The following is an 18655-nucleotide window of genomic DNA, read 5'->3' on the forward strand; positions in this document are numbered from 1 at the left end:
AGGGTGCCAGTACGACCCGATTGCCCGCCTGGTTTGCGCTCGCCTTGGCTGCGGCTCTTCTTGGACCGGTTCAGATCCTGGGAGGGCGGCGTGCTGCTGCTGGTACTGTTGGTGTTGAGCCGGCCGGTCATAATCTGGACCAGCACCATCATCATTATAAGCGCCGCGCAGCGATGGCGAGAACGACTGGTCGTCCTGGAGCTGTTGTCTGACGTTCGCCAAGATGGCGTCGACATCCATGTTGCTGATGGGTACCTCGATTAATCAATGTTTTTCGCTGAATTGAGTCACGGCCCTACGATGATGACAAAAACAGTGCCAATTCCTCGACGAGCGAAGGTGTATTTCACTGGATTGATACCCAGCCGTAGCTGCGAGTAGCAAGACCCGTCGATCTAGGATATCCCGGTCGCGAACCGGGCGAATTCGACGGTCATTAATCAACAGTGCGTATTGCTGGCAGCGACTGCAGCGTGGCGTTAGGCCGGGCTTGGGTTCCAGCACCAGCGTGAGTGTGTGCGGGTCCGAATCATGGCAGGAGACAACATCATCGCCTCGCCAAAAAAAGCAGAAATCAATAATATCCATGGTGACAGCAGAGTTACAGGACGGGTTTGTTTGGCAACAACCACTGTACTGCTTTTCTGTCTGCCAATCTCCACTTCTCCTCAAATCTGCGAAGAACCGGATTTTATCCAAGGGTACTACAAATCGGCGAGGTTTTTCGAGGTTCCCTAAGGAATAGTCTCCTTACTTTTTTCTGACCCTGGTACGTGCTGACAAAAGGTTAGGGAGGCTAAGCCTGATGAAAAACATTATTTCGCCAAGGTATCTTGCCAATAGTTTTATTGTTCAGGCTACATAAGCGGGTGTCGCGCTTCAGGAGTTGAATTCACGTTTTATACCAGTCAGTAACTTCCATAAACTCGAAACAATTCAATTATAATGAAAATAAACAAAATGGTTTCAGTTAATAATCCGATTTTGAATATAGTTATAACATGCTCGCGCATAAATAGAGCTGCCCCGGATCCAGTTAAAGCACTTAAAAAGACCATAAACAAAAAGGTAGTGCATAATGATATCAAAACAATCGAAAAAGTAGTAATGCTATCTAGAATTACCAAGGACATAATTGCCAATACCCAAGCAGCCTTAGGTACGTTATTTTTGAAAAAACCAAACGATTCATCCTCGTCAAAAATCATATGGACAGCAATCTCGCCTCCTCTAAGAAAAAAACAAAATATATAAGCTGGCAACACAGCAGAGGCAATCATAACAAATAGAAAAGCATATTGGGCTGAACTAATAGGGCTTTCAGTAAGGTGTTCTAAAATATGCGAATAAAAAACGGAAAGCATAGTAATTGCAGCTACTATAATGCACATTATCCATTTAAGTATATAAAAAATTTCATTTGCTTCAAGTTCCTCATCTATTTCCATTTGTTCAGCATCGATTTTATTTTGAGTATGTTTTACTACCTCCATTTTATTGATTAGTTCTTCATTTGAAACACCTCTTTCTTTAATGATTCGATGGATTAGATCCTCATGTGCTGAATAACCAATTGCAACTATTTCTATTAATGTCTCTGTTGGGAGTGAATTAAAATGTTTAATCCATTTTTTTCCGCTAGATTTCATGGTTTTTCGCCTCGTAATGTTTTCTAGCTACAAGATGCAGCCCTGAAAATAAAGTTTAAAATTCCACCGAAGCAGAATTGCCCTAGATTTCATTTTATTAACGTCACAGGTTTTCTGATATCGATTAATGTGCGCGTACAGAGGTACAGCACAAAAGCATTGCATACATGCCACAGAAAATGTGTGCCCAGCCGCAGCTGAGGGCATACCGCTTGGTCAATGGTGCGAAACCCCAGCGCCACTAAGAAGACGCAAGTGGCTACCAACAGCAACCACCGCACCGGGTGGCGGGACAGACAGCGGTGTAGCCCCGAAATGGCCAGGACCAACAGCGCCGGTGCATAAGGGAGAGAGCCATTGAGAATATGTGCAAAGCCGCGCCCCATCAGAGCGGTCGCCAGGATAGCGGCAGCCAGTACGCAAGCACCTACCTGAGACCACCCCAGCCCATGCCGGGCATATAGCCACGCAAACGCAAGCTGAAACAGGAGTATTGGTATCACGTCGAGGACGCGTGCCCAAGATGTGGCGAAGGAATGGAATAGCCCACTTCCGACGCCAATCCCCATCACCAGGCTAATCAACAGCACATTATCGGTAGTGAGTACGCCCGCCCGCCCTGCCTGCCGCCAGAGCACGTAACCGGCTATCAGAAATGCCACGTTAGTCGCCAGGTTGACTGGCTCGGCGAGTAATCCGGCGCCTAGCCGCTCGCAGTACAGATCCACATTACTCATGATCATCCGCCCCAGGTTGCCTTCGTTCGATATGACTTGACCACGTCAATAGGCCTCATCGAGTGTTCTGCAATGAGTGTGGACCTCTGTGATCTTGCGCACTATGGGGTAACCGTTACACTCCCCTTAGGATTGCTTAACTTCAGGAGGTGGCAGATGAAGCGAGAACCGTATGATGTGCTGGATCTCAAGGCTCTGCGCTGCTTCTATGCCATGACCAAACATGGCAGCATCACCCAGGCCGGGAACGAGCTGGGTATCTCCGATGCCGCCGTTTCTCAGCGACTGAAGGCTCTGGAAAGCTATCTTGGTATCAAGCTCTACGAGAGTCGCGGCGGACACGTCACACTCACGGCAGCTGGCGATCGCACATTTTCCCTCGCCTCTTCTATTTTCGATGTGATTGAGACGTTCGAGGACGCAATCGGCCAAGGTGACGTGGCGGGCGACGTGTCAATTGTCACCAACGATGCGATTGCCCGCTATCTTTTGCCCGACAAGATTGACGCCCTCTATCGTGTTCACCCACTTGCACATGTCAAACTGGTCATACGGCCGGTTGAAGAGAGTATTAGACTCGTCCGGATGAATGAATGCGATCTGGGTATAATAGCGAAGCGAAAATTACCTAGGGAACTGGAGTTCAACCTGATCCAACAGTACCCATCATGCCTCATTACACCCAAGGGTCACCCTCTGGCGAAAAGGGCGCGTCAGGATTTCAATTCAATTTTGAGCAGGGAGGTGCTGATGCAATATCCGTTGATCGTCATGGATAGAACGCAAGAAGGAAAGCGTCTCGACGAAGCATTAGTCCAGCTTAACCTGTCGCTTACACCAACCTTGGAGCTAGGCTCTTCTGATACGTTGAAACATTATGTGATACGCGGTTTAGGAGTCGGACTGATATCGTCACTTTCGATAGTGCCTGACGACGAAGCCCACCTTGACATTATTCCGGTACCTTCAGAGCTTAATAGTGAAGTCAGCTTCGGCGTTATTATGCGGCATGACAAGTTTGTTTCACCGCTGCTTGCTAGTTTCCGTGAGATGCTACTGAATGGTGACTGCTCTCCACCCTGCCAGGCGAGGCTGCCAACTTCTTAGACTCTGGGGGGCAGGAACCAGCAGTCCTGCGGCCCGTAGTTTACAATCCTCTGCTGGCGGATACTGAACGCGGTATGAATCTCGCGTCGTGTTCCGATGCACCCACAGGACAGGACCAGCTTCGAACTCTCAGTTGCCAAAGGGCTTTTGGATGGCTGTCTTCGCAGACGTCACAGTGTCACCAAGCTGATTTTCCATCTGGTGTTCACAACCAGGTACCGGCGCAAGTTGTTCGATGGTGACATGACTGACCAGTTGCGGAGCGCATGCGCCTCAGCCTGCGAGATACTGAAGTAGGACCTGCTGGAAGTGGACGGTGAGGCCAATCATGTTCACCTGCTCGCCTCGTATACACCTACTCAACACACATATCCCTCGACAAAGCGAAAGCGCGGCGGCGCTCTTGTCGCGCATCTATTTCGCCTGTAAATCGAGCCCCTGAAAGAGTACGTGCTCGACCAGGCTACCCTAAAATATAACCGCTGCGCGGTTCCTACCCGAATGGGCGAGGCTTTACGCGCATTTTTGGTAAAGTACGGGCCTATACCCGCGCCTGTAAGGTGTCATTTGCCCGACAATTCCGCAAAGATCGCGTTGGTTTAGGTCTTGAGGGTTTGTTCTGACTCATGACGCATATCTTTATGGGTAGGTGAGCTTACCTGCGTCTGTGTGTCTGGGAAATTATAGTCACTTCATTCATCATCTTGGCGTACCGCTCCACTAGCACTAGGACGGCAGAACGGATTTCACCCTCCTCAGCAGCCATCAAGCAAACACTGGGATTATGCTTCGATTAGACTCGTAGGGGCGAGGCAGGGACTGTCGAGCCGCCGATGCGGCAAAGGGGAATGCCATTTCTCATCTTGAAAGCCGGTACCCGGAAAATCGTTCCAGCGCGCAGTGGAAAGGCCTCATCGGGGCGCAGTCTTCAGGGTAAAGCGCTTTGGTTACTTTCTTACACATGGGCAAAGGACGTATGTCGCCGACAGGCGAAGCCCCAACCATCAGATAGTTTTTGACTTATCGGGCGCGGCTGACGATGCTGTACTGCGGCAGTGCTATCTCGAATTTCGTAAAAGGCGAGAGGAATCAGACAAATGTCGAAATCTGACCCGGACAATGCGGTGGACAAGGAAATGGACTTCTCCACTGATCACGAGATGGGACAGGATAATATCCGCCCGTTCGGTCTTGATATACACAATCCCGTTTTCGCGATATCGAGTCTTATGATCATCGCATTCGTCCTTCTCGCGCTGGCCAACCAGGAGGATTCCGCGACCTTCTTCGGCTGGCTGCGACCCTGGCTCACCAGCACCTTCGACTGGTTTCTTGTGCTCTCGGTGAACGCAATAACGCTGTTCTGCCTTGCCTTGATTGTGCTGCCCGTGGGATCGGTCAGGATCGGCGGCAAGGACGCCAGGCCCGACTATTCCTACCCGGGCTGGATCTCGATGATGTTCGCCGCCGGTATCGGCATTGGCCTGCTGTTCTTCGGTGTGCTGGAGCCGGTCTATTACAACTTCGCCGAAAGTGGCGGTGCGCGGCCACTGGGGATCGATGCAACTGCGCCTGGCAACGAATACATTGGCGTCGTCGGTACGATCCACCACTGGGGGCTGGAAGCCTGGGCTGTCTATGCCGCGGTTGGTCTCAGCCTTGCGATCTTCAGCTACAACCTCGGTTTGCCACTGACCCTGCGCTCGGCGTTCTACCCGATCCTGGGCGAACGGGTCTGGGGCTGGTGGGGACACGCCATCGATACGCTGGCCGTTTTCGCCACCCTGTTTGGCCTTACCACCTCGCTCGGCCTCGGTGCCCAGCAGGTGGCCGCGGGCCTTAACGAGATCTTCGGGATCGAGCCGACCGGCACGGTTACCGTGTTGATCATCATCGGGATTACGGCCATTGCCCTGTGCTCGGTGCTTCTGGGCATGGACAAGGGCGTGAAGCGGCTTTCCGAGATCAACATGATCATGGCGGTTGTCATGTTTATCTTCGTGCTGCTGGTCACCGGTCTTGTCGACGGCGTGACGCGCTATGTCAGCGTCATGGCCGATTACATCGTGGCGCTGCCGGCGCTCTCCAACCCCTTCGGGCGCGATGACACCAGCTTTTTCCACGGCTGGACCACCTTCTACTGGGCCTGGTGGATCGCATGGTCACCGTTCGTTGGCATGTTCATCGCCCGCATCTCGCGGGGCCGAACCGTGCGTGAGTTCATACTCTGTGCGCTGATCGCGCCCACGGCGGTCTGCGCGCTCTGGATGTCCACCTTTGGTGGAGCGGCCATCGACATGATCATTGCCGGCGGCGCCGAGGGTGTGGTGGCGACGGTGGTCGACAGCTACAAGCCCGAAGGCGCGTTGTTCGGGTTCCTGCGCGAGCTGCCGTTCTACGGTGTCGTCGCGCCGCTCGCGCTCGTGCTGATCGTGATCTTCTTCGTCACCTCGTCCGACAGCGGCTCGCTGGTCATTGATACGATCACGGCGGGTGGCAAGATGGATGCGCCTGTCGTGCAGCGGGTGTTCTGGTGCACGCTGGAAGGGCTGGTGGCGATCGCCCTGTTGCTGGGCGGTGGCCTCAGTGCCCTGCAGGGCGCCGCGGTCTCGACCGGCATTCCCTTCACGCTGGTGGTGTTGACCATGTGCTACTGCCTGTGGCTCGCGCTGAAATCGGAACGCGCCAAGTTCTGAGCCTTTTTTAACCTGGCTGGCACACAGGTTTCCGCGCTGTTTGCCAGCCAGGGTCATCAGGTGCCGCGCGGGGCAAACATGATAATGGCCATCCCCAGCAGTGCCACGCCCGAACCCAGCAAATCCCAGACACTGGGCCGAATGCCATCAACAGCCCACAACCACAAAATGGCCATGCATACATAGACACCCCCGTAGGCTGCATAAACACGACCGGCCGCGGCAGGATGCAGCGAAAGCAGCCAGGCGAAAGCCGCCAGGCTAATGGCCGCGGGCACCAGCAACCAGATTGATTTACCTTCACGCAGCCAGAGATAGGGCAGGTAACAGCCCACAATTTCGGCCAGTGCTGTAATGAAAAAAAGACTGACAGTTTTGAGTTCCGGCAATGGCCGCTACCTCCTGGTGATCGATACCCAATGAATGCCCATTGCAACATTAGTCATTCGTTATTTGTCATTCGCACAACAGAGCAAGCCGCTGCTGCCACCGCGTCGCTGTGGATGGCGGAATGCGCTGCGCTGACTGCCTACCTGTATGGAGCCTGCTGCCTGGAATGAGCCCGTGAATTACCCCCGCTTGCGATAACTGCTTGGCGACACCCCGGTCCAGTGTCTAAAGGCGCGGGTAAAGGCGGAGGGCTCCGAAAATCCCAGTTCCCGGGCGATGCTGGAGACCGGCCGGCTGGGTTGGCTCAGCAGGTGGATGGCGGTATCGCGGCGCAGGCCGTCCTTGATGTCCTGGAAGCTGGTGCCCTCGTCGGTCAGCTTGCGCCGCAGCGTGCGGGTGGTCATGTGCAGCGCGGTAGCGGTGTCTTCCATGGTGGTGCTGGCCAGGGTGTCGGCGCGCTCGAGCTGATCCAGCACGCGGCGGGTATAGATGGGGTAGTAGGCCTGGCGGCTGAACCAGTCGAGCGGGGCGCGTTTCATGTAGCTGCGCAGGTTCGCCACCGTCTGTACGATGGGGGCATCGAGCTGCTCGCGGCTGAACTCGAAGCCGTTAAAGGGCTGTTCGTAGGCCACCGGCGCCGGAAACATCAGGCGATACTCGGCGCTATGACGTGGGCGGGCGTGTGTAAAGCACATGCGACTGAGTTCCACTCGCCGGCCGATCATCCAGCCCGGGAAGCGGTGCCAGATCAGCAGCAGAAACTCGCACAGGCTGTGTTCGGTGTCCAGGCTTGGGTCACTCAGGCGCAGGCTCAGGCGGGCGCAGTCATCCCATTCCTCGAACTTGAATTCCACCGCTTCGGACACAAGGTTGTAAAAGTGGCAGCTGCGTCGCAGCACCGAGCGCAGGGTGGTGCCGTACAACGCCTGGCGGGCCATCAGCGGGAAAATGCCGAAGCGGCAGGGGCGGCTGCCCAGGGCCAGAAACTCGTCGTCGGCGGTGTGCCAGAGCTGCTGTACCAGGCTGCTGAGCTGGTGCGGCGTGATGCGCACCTGGGGATTGTCGAGCAGGCCCCGGTGCAGGCCGGCCCGCTGCAGAATGCTGTCGCAATTGTGGCCCCGGCGCTCCAGCCCGGTGATAAAGGTGCGGGCGTAGTGAACCGAGATGGAATGGCGCGGCGAACTCATTGGGCTGTCCGTATTAGCTATGCGATATGTCGATTATGCCGCAATACCCGGGGTTCTGCTAAGGTGAATGTCTGAATATGTCTAGTATACGGCTCTATTTGTCATTGTGGTGGCACGACGGCTGATTCAGACTGTCTGGCCACCAGGGTCGCCAGGCGCCCCGAGACCACCGCCGCCGCAGCAGATTCCGGTGGTGGATACGATTGAAATTGAGGATGCAATCATGATGTATGAAGGCCAGGCCATCAGCCTGCAGATTGTGGAGCCCGGTATTGCCGAGCTGGTATTTGATGTGCAGGGTGCATCGGTCAATTCCCTGACCAGTGCGGTGTTCGAGGAAATAACGGCGGCGGTGCAGCAGCTGCGGGCGGCCCAGGGTATTGATGGCCTGCTGCTGCGCAGTGCCAAGTCCAATTTCATTGTCGGTGCCGATATTCCGGAACTGGCCCAGCGATCACGCCAAAGCGCCGCCGAACTGGCGCCCTGGATGGCCAGCGTGCATGGCCTTCTCTGCGAGATCGAGAGCCTGCCGCTGGTATCGGTGGCGGCGGTGAACGGGCTCGCCCTGGGGGGTGGCTTCGAAATGGCGCTGGCGGCGGATTTCCGCGTGCTGGCCAGCGATGGCAAGGTCGGCCTGCCCGAAGTGCAGCTGGGGCTCTTCCCGGGCTGGGGCGGCACGGTGCGCCTCAGCCGGCTAATCGGTGTTGAGGCTTCGCTCAACTGGATGCTGGGCGGGCGGCCGCAGAACGCCAGCACGGCACTGGAGCAGGGTGCGGTGGATGCCGTGGCCGAGCCTGATGCGCTGCACGACAGTGCCCTGGCACTGCTGCGCCAGAAGATCGCCGATGGCTGTGATCTGCACCGCGTACGTGAGCGCAAGCAGGCACCGATGCCGGCCTGTGATCGCCTGCATGCAGAACTGGCGGCGCTTGACAAGACACTGGGCGCAAAGCTCGACCCCAACTACCCGGCGGCACCGAGCGTGCTGGCGCTGGTATTGCGCCATATCACGCTGGATTTCCAGGCGGCGCTGCAGGCCGAGCAGCAGGGCTTTATCGAACTGCTGAAAAGCGATTCCGCCCAGGCACTGGTGGGGCTTTTCCTGAACGATCAGCTGCTCAAGCGCAAGGCCAAAAACGCCCTCAAGCAGGGTGCTGCGGTGAAGCAGGCAGCGGTAATCGGTGCCGGCATCATGGGGGGCGGGGTGGCCTTTCAATCCGCCAGCACCGGCACACCGGTGCTGATGAAGGATATCCAGCCCCAGGCGCTGGAGCTGGGCATGGCGACCGCCGGCAAGCTGCTGGATCGGCAGATCCAGAAAGGCCGGCGCGATGAGGCCGGCAAGCAGCAGGTGCTGCAGGCCATCAGCCCCCAGCTGGATTACCAGGACTTTGACCAGGTGGACCTGGTGGTGGAAGCGGTGGTGGAAAATGCCGCCATCAAGGCCAGCGTACTGGTGGATGTGGAAGCGCAACTGCGCCCCGATGCCGTGCTCACCTCCAACACCTCCACCATTTCCATCAGCGCCCTGGCTGAATCCCTGCAGCGCCCGGCGCAGTTCTGCGGCATGCACTTTTTCAACCCGGTGCACCTGATGCCGCTGGTTGAGATTATCCGCGGCCGCGACACCAGCCCCCAGACCCTGGCGACTACCCTGGCGTATGCGGTTGCCATGGGCAAGAGCCCCATCGTGGTCAACGACTGCCCGGGGTTCCTGGTCAACCGCATCCTGTTTCCCTATTTCAACGGCTTTAACCGCCTGCTGTTGGACGGGGTGGATTTCGAGCGCATAGACCGGGTGATGGAAGCCTTTGGCTGGCCCATGGGCCCGGCCTACCTGATGGACGTCATCGGCCTGGATACCTGCGTGCATGCCGACAAGGTGATGATCGAGGGTTTCCCGGCGCGCATGGCACATGACGATGCCTGTATCGTCGAGCAGCTGCTGGCGGCCGACTGCCTGGGGCAGAAGAACGGCACCGGCTTCTATCAATACGGCCAGGATGACAGTGGTCGTCGCACCCGGGTGCCGGCACCGCAGGCGCAGCAGCTGATCGATGCGGCGAAGGGGCCGGTGGTCGAGCTCAGTGATGCGGATATCGTCGATCGCATGATGATTCCGCTGTGCATGGAGGCGGTGCGCTGCCTGGAGGACGGTATCGCTGACAGCGCCGCCGAGGTCGACATGGGGCTGATTCTGGGCCTGGGTTTCCCGCGTTTTCGCGGTGGCCCGCTGCGCTACATCGACAGCCTGGGCGCGGCAGAGTTCTGCACGCGGGTAGAGCGTCACGCCGGACAGGGCGCGCTCTACCGGACCACCGAGAGTCTGCGGCAACGGGCCGCCACCCACGCCTCCTTCTTCTAGCTGCTAGCCCTGGAGCTTTGCTCCTTGCTCCTTGCTCCTTGCCCCTTGTTCTAGCCCCTTGTCCCTTGTCCCTTCCTCGGGGCAAGGGACATTTGTAATTAGCCGGCTAGCTCCCTACAATGCGCCCCTGCTTCTGGTACCCAAGGGTTTTGCGCTTGGGTTTAATCGGGAAGCCGGTGCGCTTGAGGGCGGGTTCTATCCCGCGCTCTGCAATGCCGGCACTGCCCCCGCAACGGTAAACGAAGCATGCCGATATCGCCTGCCGGCGCTTGAGAGCATGTAAAACAGCGACAAGCCACTGTGTGCTTTGCACGGGAAGGTGCTGTTTCAGGCTGCATTGCAGCCTGTCGTGAGTCCGGAGACCGGCCAAAAGCAATTTGTCGGCATCGCGGAGGGCGCTGCAACGGCTCGCAGGCGTTCGGCTTTGGCCGTGCGCCGCGTTCCCGTTTCTATCCTTCTGCGCGGCCTCTCTCTTTGCTGATTGCCGTGCGGGTGAGCACGGGAAGGATCTGTGTTTAATGAAGTCGTATTCTTTGCCGGCAGCGCTGCTGCTGAGCTCCTCCGTTGTGCTGGCCGACCAGGCCGCTACCCTGAGCCCGGTGATCGTCACCGCCACCCGTACCGCCGAAACCGCCGATGAAACCCTGGCCTCGGTCACGGTAATTGACCGTGAACAGATCGAGCGCAGCCAGGCGCAGATGCTGCCGGAAATCCTGCGCAGCGTGCCTGGTGTGACACTGGTGAGTAATGGAGGGCTAGGGCAGTTAACCTCTGTATTCCTGCGTGGTACTAGCTCCGACCATGTGCTGGTGTTGATCGATGGCATCAAGGTGGGTTCGGCAACATCGGGCACCTACTCGTTTCAGGATGTGCCGCTGTCACAGGTTGAGCGCATTGAAGTGGTGCGCGGGCCGCGCTCCAGCCTTTATGGGTCCGAAGCCATTGGCGGTGTTATTCAGATCTTTACCCGCAAGGGCACCGCGACGGGCGAGCTCAAGCCGCGTGTCAGTGTGGCCGTTGGCAGCCACGATACCTACCAGACCGATGCAGGTCTTTCTGGCGGCGATGCCGATGGCTGGTTCAACCTGGGCCTGAGCGCGTTAAACACCGATGGCTTTGACGTTAAAAATGATGGCGAGACCGACAAGGATGGTTATAGCAACCGTGCTGTAACGCTGCGAGTAGGACGCGAGTTTGGCGACAGCTCCGAGGTGGAACTGCACTGGCTGCGCGCCGACGGTGAAGCTGAGTTTGACGGCAGTTCCCAGAACGAGAGCGAGTCTCGCCAGCAGGTGCTGGGGGCTCGTATTTCCACGGCGCTGGCCGACAACTGGCAGTCAAGCTTGCAGCTGGGGCGCAGCTGGGATGATACTGACAATTTTCTGGATGGCGTATTCAGCAGCCGCTTTGAAACGGTGCGTGACAATGTCTCCTGGCAGAACGATATCGCCGTTGGTGTGGCTGATCTGCTGACCCTGGGGCTGGACTACCAGAAAGATGAGGTCTCCAGTAGCCCCCCTGACTATGACGTGACCGAGCGAGACAATAAGGGGGCCTTTGTCCAGTATCAGACGACTCTGGGGCAGCATGACCTGATCGCTAGCCTACGTACTGATGACAATGAACAGTTCGGTCGCCACAACACCGGCAGCCTGGCCTGGGGCTACACCCTGGCTAAGGATCTGCGCGTTAGCGCAAGTTATGGCACGGGCTTTAAAGCCCCAACATTTAATGACCTTTACTGGCCGGAGGCGGGGAATGAAACACTGCAGCCCGAAGAGTCCAAATCTTGGGAGCTAGGCTTGTCCGGTGATCACGCAGGTGTTAGCTGGTCAGCCAATCTTTATCAGAATGACATCGATAATCTGATAGCTTGGAGGCCTTCGCCGACCCCGATGGATCCATTCCGCTGGATTCCCATGAACGTGAACGAAGCTCGCATCCGGGGCCTCGAGCTATTCGCGTCCACCCGCATCGTGCATTGGGATTTGACGTCCAGTCTGGATCTGCTCGATCCGAAGGATCTTGCCGACGACAGCGTCCTCAATCGTCGTGCTCGCAAGGTATTTAACCTCTCCGCTGATCGTGATTTCGGGCGCTATTCCCTTGGTGGTTCGCTGCAGGCGGTGGGCAAACGACCAGATGGCAGTGACTGGCTGGGCGGTTACACCAAGTTCGATCTACGCAGCGCCTACCAACTGGCGCAGGACTGGGCGCTGAAGGGCCGCATTGAGAACCTGTTTGACAAGGATTACCAGACTGCGACGAGCTATAACCAGGATGGCCGCACCTATTGGGTGTCGCTGCATTACGCACCCTGAAAAGGATCTCAACAATGCTGAACCTCAGCTCCCGTGCCCAGCTCCTGCTGGGCCTGGGGCTGGCACTGCTGATGGCCGCCACCCGCGGTCATCATTTTGCCAGCCTGGATAACCTGCCCAGCGCGTCCTGGGCGCTGTTCTTTATCGCCGGCTTTTACCTGCGATCCAAATGGGCTTTCGCCGGCCTGATGGCCGAGGCCGTGCTGCTGGATATCAGCGCCGTGGGTTTGCAGGGGGCTGTCAGCCTCTGCATTACGGCGTCCTACCCGATGCTGCTGCCGGCCTACGGTACGCTCTGGCTCGGGGGGCAGTGGCTGGCAAAACGCTACCGCCCGCACGGGGCCATGCTGGCGCCGCTGGTGCTGTCCGTGCTGGTGGCCTCGACCCTGTGCCAGCTGATCTCCAGCGGCAGCTACTACTATTTCTCGGGGCACTTCGCCGACCCGACCCTGGCCGAGTTTGCCCAGCGCATGCTGCGCTATACGCCGCTGAGCCTGCAATCCATGGCGTTTTATATTGCCCTGGCGGCACTAGTGCACGGTGCCGTACTGGCGATGACGTCGTGGCAGCGTAACGAACAGAGGAGTTCCTCATGAGTGAATCAAACACCGACGGGCCCGAGCTGACGGCAGCGCAGCAGGCGGCCAGGGACGAGCGCCACCAGGATCGCATGCAGCGCAAGAAGGCGGTGGTGGATGCCGCCATTGCCCGCGCCGACAAGGTGCGCGGTATCGTTGTGGTGCTTACCGGCAACGGCAAGGGCAAGAGCAGCTCGGCCTTTGGCATGGTGGCACGGGCACTGGGCCACGGTCAGCGCGTGGGCGTGGTGCAATTTATCAAGGGCGCCTTCAGCACCGGCGAAGAAGCCTTCTTTCGCAAGCTCGAGGGCGTGAGCTACCACGTCATGGGCGAGGGTTTCACCTGGGAAACCCAGGACCGGGAGCGGGATGTGGCGGCGGCCATGGCGGCCTTTGATGTGGCCCGCGGGCTGATGTCCGACCCCGCCATTCATATGGTGGTGCTGGATGAACTCAATATCGCCCTCAAGTACGGCTATATACCGCTGCAGGCGGTGATTGACGCGGCCAATGCGCGCCCTGCACACCAGAACCTGATCATTACCGGGCGCGGTGCGCCGGCCGAGCTGATCGAGCTGGCGGATACCGTGACCGAGATGGGGGATGTGAAGCACGCCTTTCGGGCCGGCATCAAGGCGCAGAACGGCATTGAGCTCTAACAGCACCATGACTTGTCCCGATCTGGCTTTCAGTGAAGCCGAGCGTGATGCGGTATACCGGGCCATTCGCGAGCGCCGGGGTATTTGCCATTTTGTACCGGACGCCGTAGCGCCTGAGGCACTGGCGCGATTGATGCCAGGGTGGAAGGGTGGAGTGCAGCATGAGTCCTGAAAATCCTGCGTTCTCCATTGCAGAGCGGGATGCCGTGTACCGCGCCATTCCAGAACGCCGGGGTATTTGCCATTTTGTACCGGACGCCGTAGCGCCCGAGGTGCTGGCGCGGTTGATGCCAGGGTGGAAGGGTGGAGTGCAGCATGAGCCCTGAAAATCCTGCGTTCTCCATTGCAGAACGGGATGCCGTGTACCGGGCCATTCGCGAGCGCCGGGGTATTTGCCATTTTGTACCCGGGCGCAGTGGTGTCCGAGGTGCCGGCGCGGTTGATGCGAGGGTGGAAGGGTGGAGTGCAGCATGAGCCCTGAAAATCCTGCGTTCTCCATTGCAGAACGGGATGCCGTGTACCGCGCCATTCGAGAACGCCGGGACATGCGGCATTTTGTACCAGGCGCCGTGGCGCCCGAGGTGCTGGCGCGACTGCTGGAAGCAGCCCACTGCGCCCCCAGCGTCGGCCTGATGCAGCCCTGGCGCTTTATCCGCATCTGCGATGACTCTTTGCGCACGGCCATAGCGGCGCTGGTGGAGCAGGAACGCGGCAACACGGCCCGGGCGCTGGGGGAGCGGGAGGAGGAATTCATGCGCCTCAAGGTGGAGGGGGTGCGTGAATGTGGCGAGCTGCTGGTGGTGGCATTGGCCGACAAGCGCGAGCAGCATGTCTTTGGTCGGCGCACCCTGCCGGAAATGGACCTGGCCTCGGTGTCCTGTGCGATCCAGAACCTCTGGCTGGCAGCCCGGGCCGAGGGGCTTGGCATGGGCTGGGTGTCGCTGTTCGATCCCGTAGCGCTGGCCGAACTGCTGGGCATGCCGGCGGGCAGCCAGCCGGTGGCCGTGCTCTGCCTGGGCCAGGTCGAGGCGTTTTACCCGCGCCCGATGCTGCAGGACAGCGGCTGGGCCGAGCCCCGTCCGCTGCATGAGCTGCTGTCCACCGATGGCTGGCCCCAGGACTGATGGACAGCGGCCTGTTACTGTCCGACAGCCTGCTGAGGACAGCCATCATCATGCTGGCCGCGGTCATGCTGGACTGGGTACTGGGCGAGCCGCCACTGCGCTGGCATCCGCTGGTCGCCTTTGGCAGGCTCGTGGCCCGGCTGGAGCAGTTGCTGCACGGGCGCCGGGGCGAGGGCGCCAGGGCCCAGATCTGTGCGGGTAGCCTGGGCTGGCTGCTGCTGGTGATGCCGCCGGTGTTGCTGGCGTGGGGCTTGTCAGCCGTACCCCTGGTGGGTGAGCTGGCCGCCGTGCTCGGGTTGTACTGGGCGCTGGGACACCGCAGTTTGAGTGATCATGCACAACCGGTGTTCAGGGCCTTGCAACGGGGCGAAGAAGCCACGGCCCGCGAGCATGCAGCGCGAATAGTGAGTCGGGACGCCGCAACAATGGATATTGAAAAATCAACCATTGAGTCAATCCTGGAAAATGGCAACGATGCGGTGTTTGGCGCCCTGTTCTGGTACGCGGTGGCGGGCCTGCCGGGGGCCGTGCTGTTCCGCCTGGCCAACACCCTGGATGCCAGCTGGGGCTACCGCTCGCCGCGCTACCTGCATTTTGGCCGGGCCAGCGCCCGCATTGACGATGCGCTGAACTGGCTGCCGGCGCGCCTCACCGCGCTGAGCTACACATTGCTGGGCCAGACCCGCGTTGCACTGCGCTGCTGGGATACCCAGGCCCACGCCTGTGACAGTCCCAATGGCGGCCCGGTGATGGCGGCAGGCGCAGGCGCCCTGGGCATTCGCCTGGGCGGGCCTGCGCGCTACCGCGGTCAGTGGCAGCAAAAACCCTGGCTGGGGCTGGGGCCCGATCCGGGCGCGGCCGATATTCCGCGGGCGCTCAGGCTGGTGCGTTCCGCTGTTGCGCTCTGGCTGCTGGTTCTGCTGGCTGCGGGGCTCTTGAGCGCGTTGCACTGACTTTTCGCTAACGCCCATGACTGATTGAATGCGGATACTCACAATGCTGCAACATGGCGGACGCCTGCGGGCGGCGGCCCGACAACAGGGTATTGCACTGCACCACTGGCTGGACCTTTCCACCGGCCTTAATCCCCATGGCTGGCCTGTGCCGGCGCTGGACCCGCAGTGCTGGGCGAGGCTGCCGGAGGAGGGCGACGGTCTGGAAGAAGCCGCCCGTGAGTACTACGGCGCCCAAAACCTGTTACCCGTGGCCGGTTCCCAGGTGGCGATTCAGGCCCTACCACGGCTGCGGGCAAGCTGCAGGGTGGCCATCATGGCACCGGGCTACCGCGAGCACGAACAAGCCTGGCGCGCCGCCGGGCATGCGGTGCAACTGCTGTCTGTGGAGCAGCTGCGCCATGAGTTGCCGGCGTGCGAGGTGCTGGTGCTGATTCATCCGGGCAACCCCGGTGCCGAGCGCTTCAGTGTTGCTGAGCTGCTGGCCTGGCAGGCTGAAATGGCGGCGCGGGGCGGCTGGCTGCTGCTGGACGAGGCCTTTATCGACTGCACGCCAGGGGCAAGCCTGGCCATGCACGCAGGCCGCCCCGGGCTGATCGTGCTGCGCTCGCTGGGCAAGTTCTTTGGCCTGGCCGGTATCCGGGTGGGCTTTGTGCTGGCGCCGCCCGCCGTTCTCACGCCATTGCGTGAACTGCTCGGGCCCTGGTCGATTTCAGGGCCGGCCCGGGCGGTGGCGACCCTGGCACTGCAAGACAAGGCCTGGCAGGACAGCATGCGTGTGCAGCTGGAGGCTGAAAGCAGCAGGCTGTCGGACCTGCTGCGCCAGCATCACTTACCCCCCACTGCGGGCTGCGCCCTGTTTCAGTGGGTCCGTACCCCGCAGGCCCCACAGCTGCACCGGGCGCTGGCCCAGCGGGCCATTCTGACACGCGAATTCGAAAATCCTGCAAGCCTGCGCTTTGGGCTGCCAGCGGATGAAGCCGGCTGGGCCCGGCTGGATAACGCACTGACGGAGATCAACCCATGACTGCCAGAACCCTGATGATCCAGGGCACCACATCCGATGCCGGCAAGAGTACCCTGGTGGCCGGGTTGTGCCGTGTACTGGCGCGCCGGGGCATCGCGGTGGCGCCCTTCAAGCCCCAGAACATGGCGCTCAACAGTGCCGTGACGGTGAATGGCGGCGAGATTGGCCGCGCCCAGGCCGTGCAGGCCCAGGCCTGTTACCTGGCACCGCACACGGACATGAACCCGGTGCTGCTGAAACCCAATTCCGATACCGGCGCCCAGGTGATTATCCACGGCCATGCCATCGCCAATATGGAGGCCGGCATCTATCACGACTACAAAAGGGTTGCCATGCAGGCGGTGCTCGAATCCCACGGCCGTCTATGTGCGCAGTATCGTGCAGTGTTGGTGGAGGGGGCGGGCTCGCCGGCCGAGATCAACCTGCGGGACCGGGATATCGCCAACATGGGCTTTGCCGAGGCGGTGGACTGCCCGGTAATCCTGATTGCCGATATCGATCGCGGCGGCGTTTTTGCGCATTTGGTGGGCACGCTGGAACTGCTGAGCGCATCGGAGCAAGCCCGGGTGGCAGGGTTCGTGATCAACCGTTTTCGCGGTGATATTGCGCTGCTGCAGTCCGGCCTCGACTGGCTCGAAGCGCGCACCGGCAAACCGGTGCTCGGCGTGCTGCCCTATCTGCATGGCCTGCACCTGGAGGCCGAGGATGCGGTGTCACGGGAGCAGCAGAGCCGCCCCGAGGGCGACTGCCTGCGGGTGCAGGTGCCGGTGCTGCCCCATATCAGCAACCACACCGATTTCGATGCGTTGCGCCTGCACCCCCAGGTGGATATCGAGTTCGTCGGTCCTGGCGAACAGCCTGGCCCCGCCGACCTGGTAATCCTGCCGGGTTCAAAATCGGTGCGCAGCGACCTGCGCTGGCTGCGCGAGCAAGGCTGGGAGGCGCATATCCGGCGTCATCTGCGTTACGGTGGCAAGCTTGTCGGTATCTGTGGCGGTTACCAGATGCTGGGCCAGCAGGTGCATGATCCGCTGGGGATTGAAGGCACGCCTGGCAGCAGTGCCGGCCTGGGGTTGCTGGATATTGAAACCCGGCTTGAGGCCCGCAAGCAGTTGCGTAACGTGACGGGCACCCTCAGGCTCAACGGTGCCGCGGTGGCGGGGTACGAAATCCATCTGGGGGTTAGCGAGGGGCCCGGCCTGCAGCGTCCGGCGCTGCAGCTGGACGGCCGGGCCGAAGGTGCCCTGAGCGAGGATGGCCAGATCCTGGGGTCCTATCTCCACGGCCTGTTCGATCAGGCCAGCGCCACCGATGCCCTGCTGGGCTGGGCCGGTTTTGCCGGGGCGCAGACGCCGGATTACCAGGCGCTGCGCGAAGCCGGTATCGATCGGCTGGCGGACTGCCTGGAAACGCACCTGGACCTGGCCGCAGTGGACCGGTTGCTGGGGCTCTGAGTGGCTTGCGTTGCCAATGTCGCCGTGTCGGTCTATCAGGGCATCAGCAACACATAGGCGGCGAACAGCAGCCAGGAAAGCCCCAGTAAACTCCAGGGCAGCGCAGCGCCAGCCCTGGCGGCGGGGGCGCTGGCGTCGGGCTCCGGTGTGTCCTGGGCTTCCTGCGCCTGGGCCTTTACCTGCTTGATCTGCTTGTTCAGTTCCCGCGATCTGGCCTTGTGCTGCTTCTTGTACTCATCAATGCCACGCTGAATGCCCCTGGCGATCAGCTTGGTCTGCTCTTTCGTTTGCCCCGGTTGCTGCGTGGCGCGGGCGACCTTCAGGGCCTCGTCCTGGGTTTCGGGGGAGGGGGCTTTCTGCTTGGAATATCTGACCATCGGTATCTTTTTACCCTGGGTGTGAACCTTG

The 18655-nt window shown here is 59.7% G+C and carries 17 protein-coding genes, 2 pseudogenes and 1 riboswitch; of the genes and pseudogenes, 13 read left to right on the plus strand and 6 right to left on the minus strand.

Features of this window, described 5'->3' with window-relative positions; translation table 11 throughout:
* Positions 1–5 precede the first annotated feature (5 nt).
* From KDW95_RS23580 to KDW95_RS03175, 3 genes and pseudogenes are all read right to left on the minus strand, one after another.
* Positions 6–240: pseudogene (locus KDW95_RS23580) on the minus strand (IS66 family transposase); the annotation flags it as partial.
* 668 nt (positions 241–908) lie between these two features.
* Positions 909–1649 (minus strand): hypothetical protein, encoded by a 741-nt coding sequence (locus KDW95_RS03170; protein ID WP_255854813.1) that lies wholly within the window; start codon positions 1647–1649, stop codon positions 909–911.
* 89 nt (positions 1650–1738) lie between these two features.
* A complete protein-coding gene (locus KDW95_RS03175) occupies positions 1739–2392 on the minus strand; it encodes a ceramidase domain-containing protein (RefSeq protein WP_255854814.1) in 654 nt (217 codons plus the stop codon).
* A gap of 150 nt (positions 2393–2542) precedes the next feature.
* Between KDW95_RS03175 and KDW95_RS03180 the strand changes: the two genes are divergently transcribed.
* The 3 genes and pseudogenes from KDW95_RS03180 (at position 2543) to KDW95_RS03190 (ending at position 6189) form a co-directional block, all read left to right on the plus strand.
* Positions 2543–3493: a LysR family transcriptional regulator gene (locus tag KDW95_RS03180; protein WP_255854815.1), complete on the plus strand. Its 951-nt coding sequence runs from the start codon at positions 2543–2545 to the stop codon at positions 3491–3493.
* A 96-nt stretch (positions 3494–3589) separates the two neighbouring features.
* Positions 3590–3935 (plus strand): annotated as a pseudogene (gene tnpA, locus KDW95_RS03185) (IS200/IS605 family transposase).
* Between the two features lie 655 nt (positions 3936–4590).
* The gene (locus KDW95_RS03190; protein ID WP_255854816.1) at positions 4591–6189 is read left to right on the plus strand and encodes a BCCT family transporter; all 1599 of its coding nucleotides are present in this window, start codon (positions 4591–4593) and stop codon (positions 6187–6189) included.
* Between the two features lie 56 nt (positions 6190–6245).
* Here the strand turns inward: KDW95_RS03190 and KDW95_RS03195 are convergent, their stop codons facing one another.
* Entirely contained in the window at positions 6246–6578 is a 333-nt protein-coding gene (locus tag KDW95_RS03195; protein ID WP_255854817.1) for a YnfA family protein, read from the minus strand.
* A 180-nt stretch (positions 6579–6758) separates the two neighbouring features.
* Complete coding sequence (locus tag KDW95_RS03200; RefSeq protein ID WP_255854818.1) at positions 6759–7766, minus strand: AraC family transcriptional regulator; 1008 nt, start codon at positions 7764–7766, stop codon at positions 6759–6761.
* Positions 7767–7989: 223 nt separating this feature from the next.
* Between KDW95_RS03200 and fadB the strand changes: the two genes are divergently transcribed.
* The 10 genes from fadB to KDW95_RS03250 all read left to right on the plus strand — a co-directional run bounded on the left by fadB (position 7990) and on the right by KDW95_RS03250 (position 18247).
* Positions 7990–10131, plus strand: a complete 2142-nt coding sequence (gene fadB / locus KDW95_RS03205) for a fatty acid oxidation complex subunit alpha FadB (protein ID WP_255854819.1) — start codon at positions 7990–7992, stop codon at positions 10129–10131.
* Positions 10132–10248: 117 nt separating this feature from the next.
* A riboswitch (cobalamin riboswitch) is annotated at positions 10249–10516 on the plus strand.
* Between the two features lie 133 nt (positions 10517–10649).
* The gene (gene btuB, locus KDW95_RS03210) at positions 10650–12452 is read left to right on the plus strand and encodes a TonB-dependent vitamin B12 receptor (RefSeq protein WP_255854820.1); all 1803 of its coding nucleotides are present in this window, start codon (positions 10650–10652) and stop codon (positions 12450–12452) included.
* A gap of 14 nt (positions 12453–12466) precedes the next feature.
* On the plus strand, positions 12467–13048 hold the full coding sequence (locus tag KDW95_RS03215; RefSeq protein WP_255854821.1) for a hypothetical protein: 582 nt from the start codon (positions 12467–12469) through the stop codon (positions 13046–13048).
* The gene (gene cobO, locus KDW95_RS03220) at positions 13045–13689 is read left to right on the plus strand and encodes a cob(I)yrinic acid a,c-diamide adenosyltransferase (RefSeq protein ID WP_255854822.1); all 645 of its coding nucleotides are present in this window, start codon (positions 13045–13047) and stop codon (positions 13687–13689) included. Before KDW95_RS03215 ends, cobO begins: the two co-directional genes overlap by 4 nt.
* 161 nt (positions 13690–13850) lie before the next feature.
* Complete coding sequence (locus tag KDW95_RS03225; protein WP_255854823.1) at positions 13851–14015, plus strand: hypothetical protein; 165 nt, start codon at positions 13851–13853, stop codon at positions 14013–14015.
* Complete coding sequence (locus KDW95_RS03230) at positions 14005–14163, plus strand: hypothetical protein (protein ID WP_255854824.1); 159 nt, start codon at positions 14005–14007, stop codon at positions 14161–14163. The genes KDW95_RS03225 and KDW95_RS03230 overlap by 11 nt, the downstream gene beginning before the upstream one ends.
* Positions 14160–14813 (plus strand): 5,6-dimethylbenzimidazole synthase, encoded by a 654-nt coding sequence (gene bluB, locus KDW95_RS03235; RefSeq protein ID WP_255854825.1) that lies wholly within the window; start codon positions 14160–14162, stop codon positions 14811–14813. Before KDW95_RS03230 ends, bluB begins: the two co-directional genes overlap by 4 nt.
* Positions 14813–15766, plus strand: coding sequence for an adenosylcobinamide-phosphate synthase CbiB (gene cbiB / locus KDW95_RS03240; protein ID WP_255854827.1), 954 nt, complete (start codon positions 14813–14815; stop codon positions 15764–15766). The genes bluB and cbiB overlap by 1 nt, the downstream gene beginning before the upstream one ends.
* A gap of 28 nt (positions 15767–15794) precedes the next feature.
* Entirely contained in the window at positions 15795–16793 is a 999-nt protein-coding gene (gene cobD / locus KDW95_RS03245) for a threonine-phosphate decarboxylase CobD (RefSeq protein ID WP_255854828.1), read from the plus strand.
* Positions 16790–18247, plus strand: coding sequence for a cobyric acid synthase (locus KDW95_RS03250; protein ID WP_255854829.1), 1458 nt, complete (start codon positions 16790–16792; stop codon positions 18245–18247). Before cobD ends, KDW95_RS03250 begins: the two co-directional genes overlap by 4 nt.
* Before the next feature lie 35 nt (positions 18248–18282).
* On the opposite strand, the gene KDW95_RS03255 is transcribed toward KDW95_RS03250, so the two are convergent.
* Entirely contained in the window at positions 18283–18624 is a 342-nt protein-coding gene (locus KDW95_RS03255) for a DUF2956 family protein (RefSeq protein WP_255854830.1), read from the minus strand.
* Between the last annotated feature and the right edge of the window lie 31 nt (positions 18625–18655).

The sequence above is a fragment of the Marinobacterium rhizophilum genome, from assembly GCF_024397915.1.
GTDB lineage: Bacteria > Pseudomonadota > Gammaproteobacteria > Pseudomonadales > Balneatricaceae > Marinobacterium_A > Marinobacterium_A rhizophilum_A.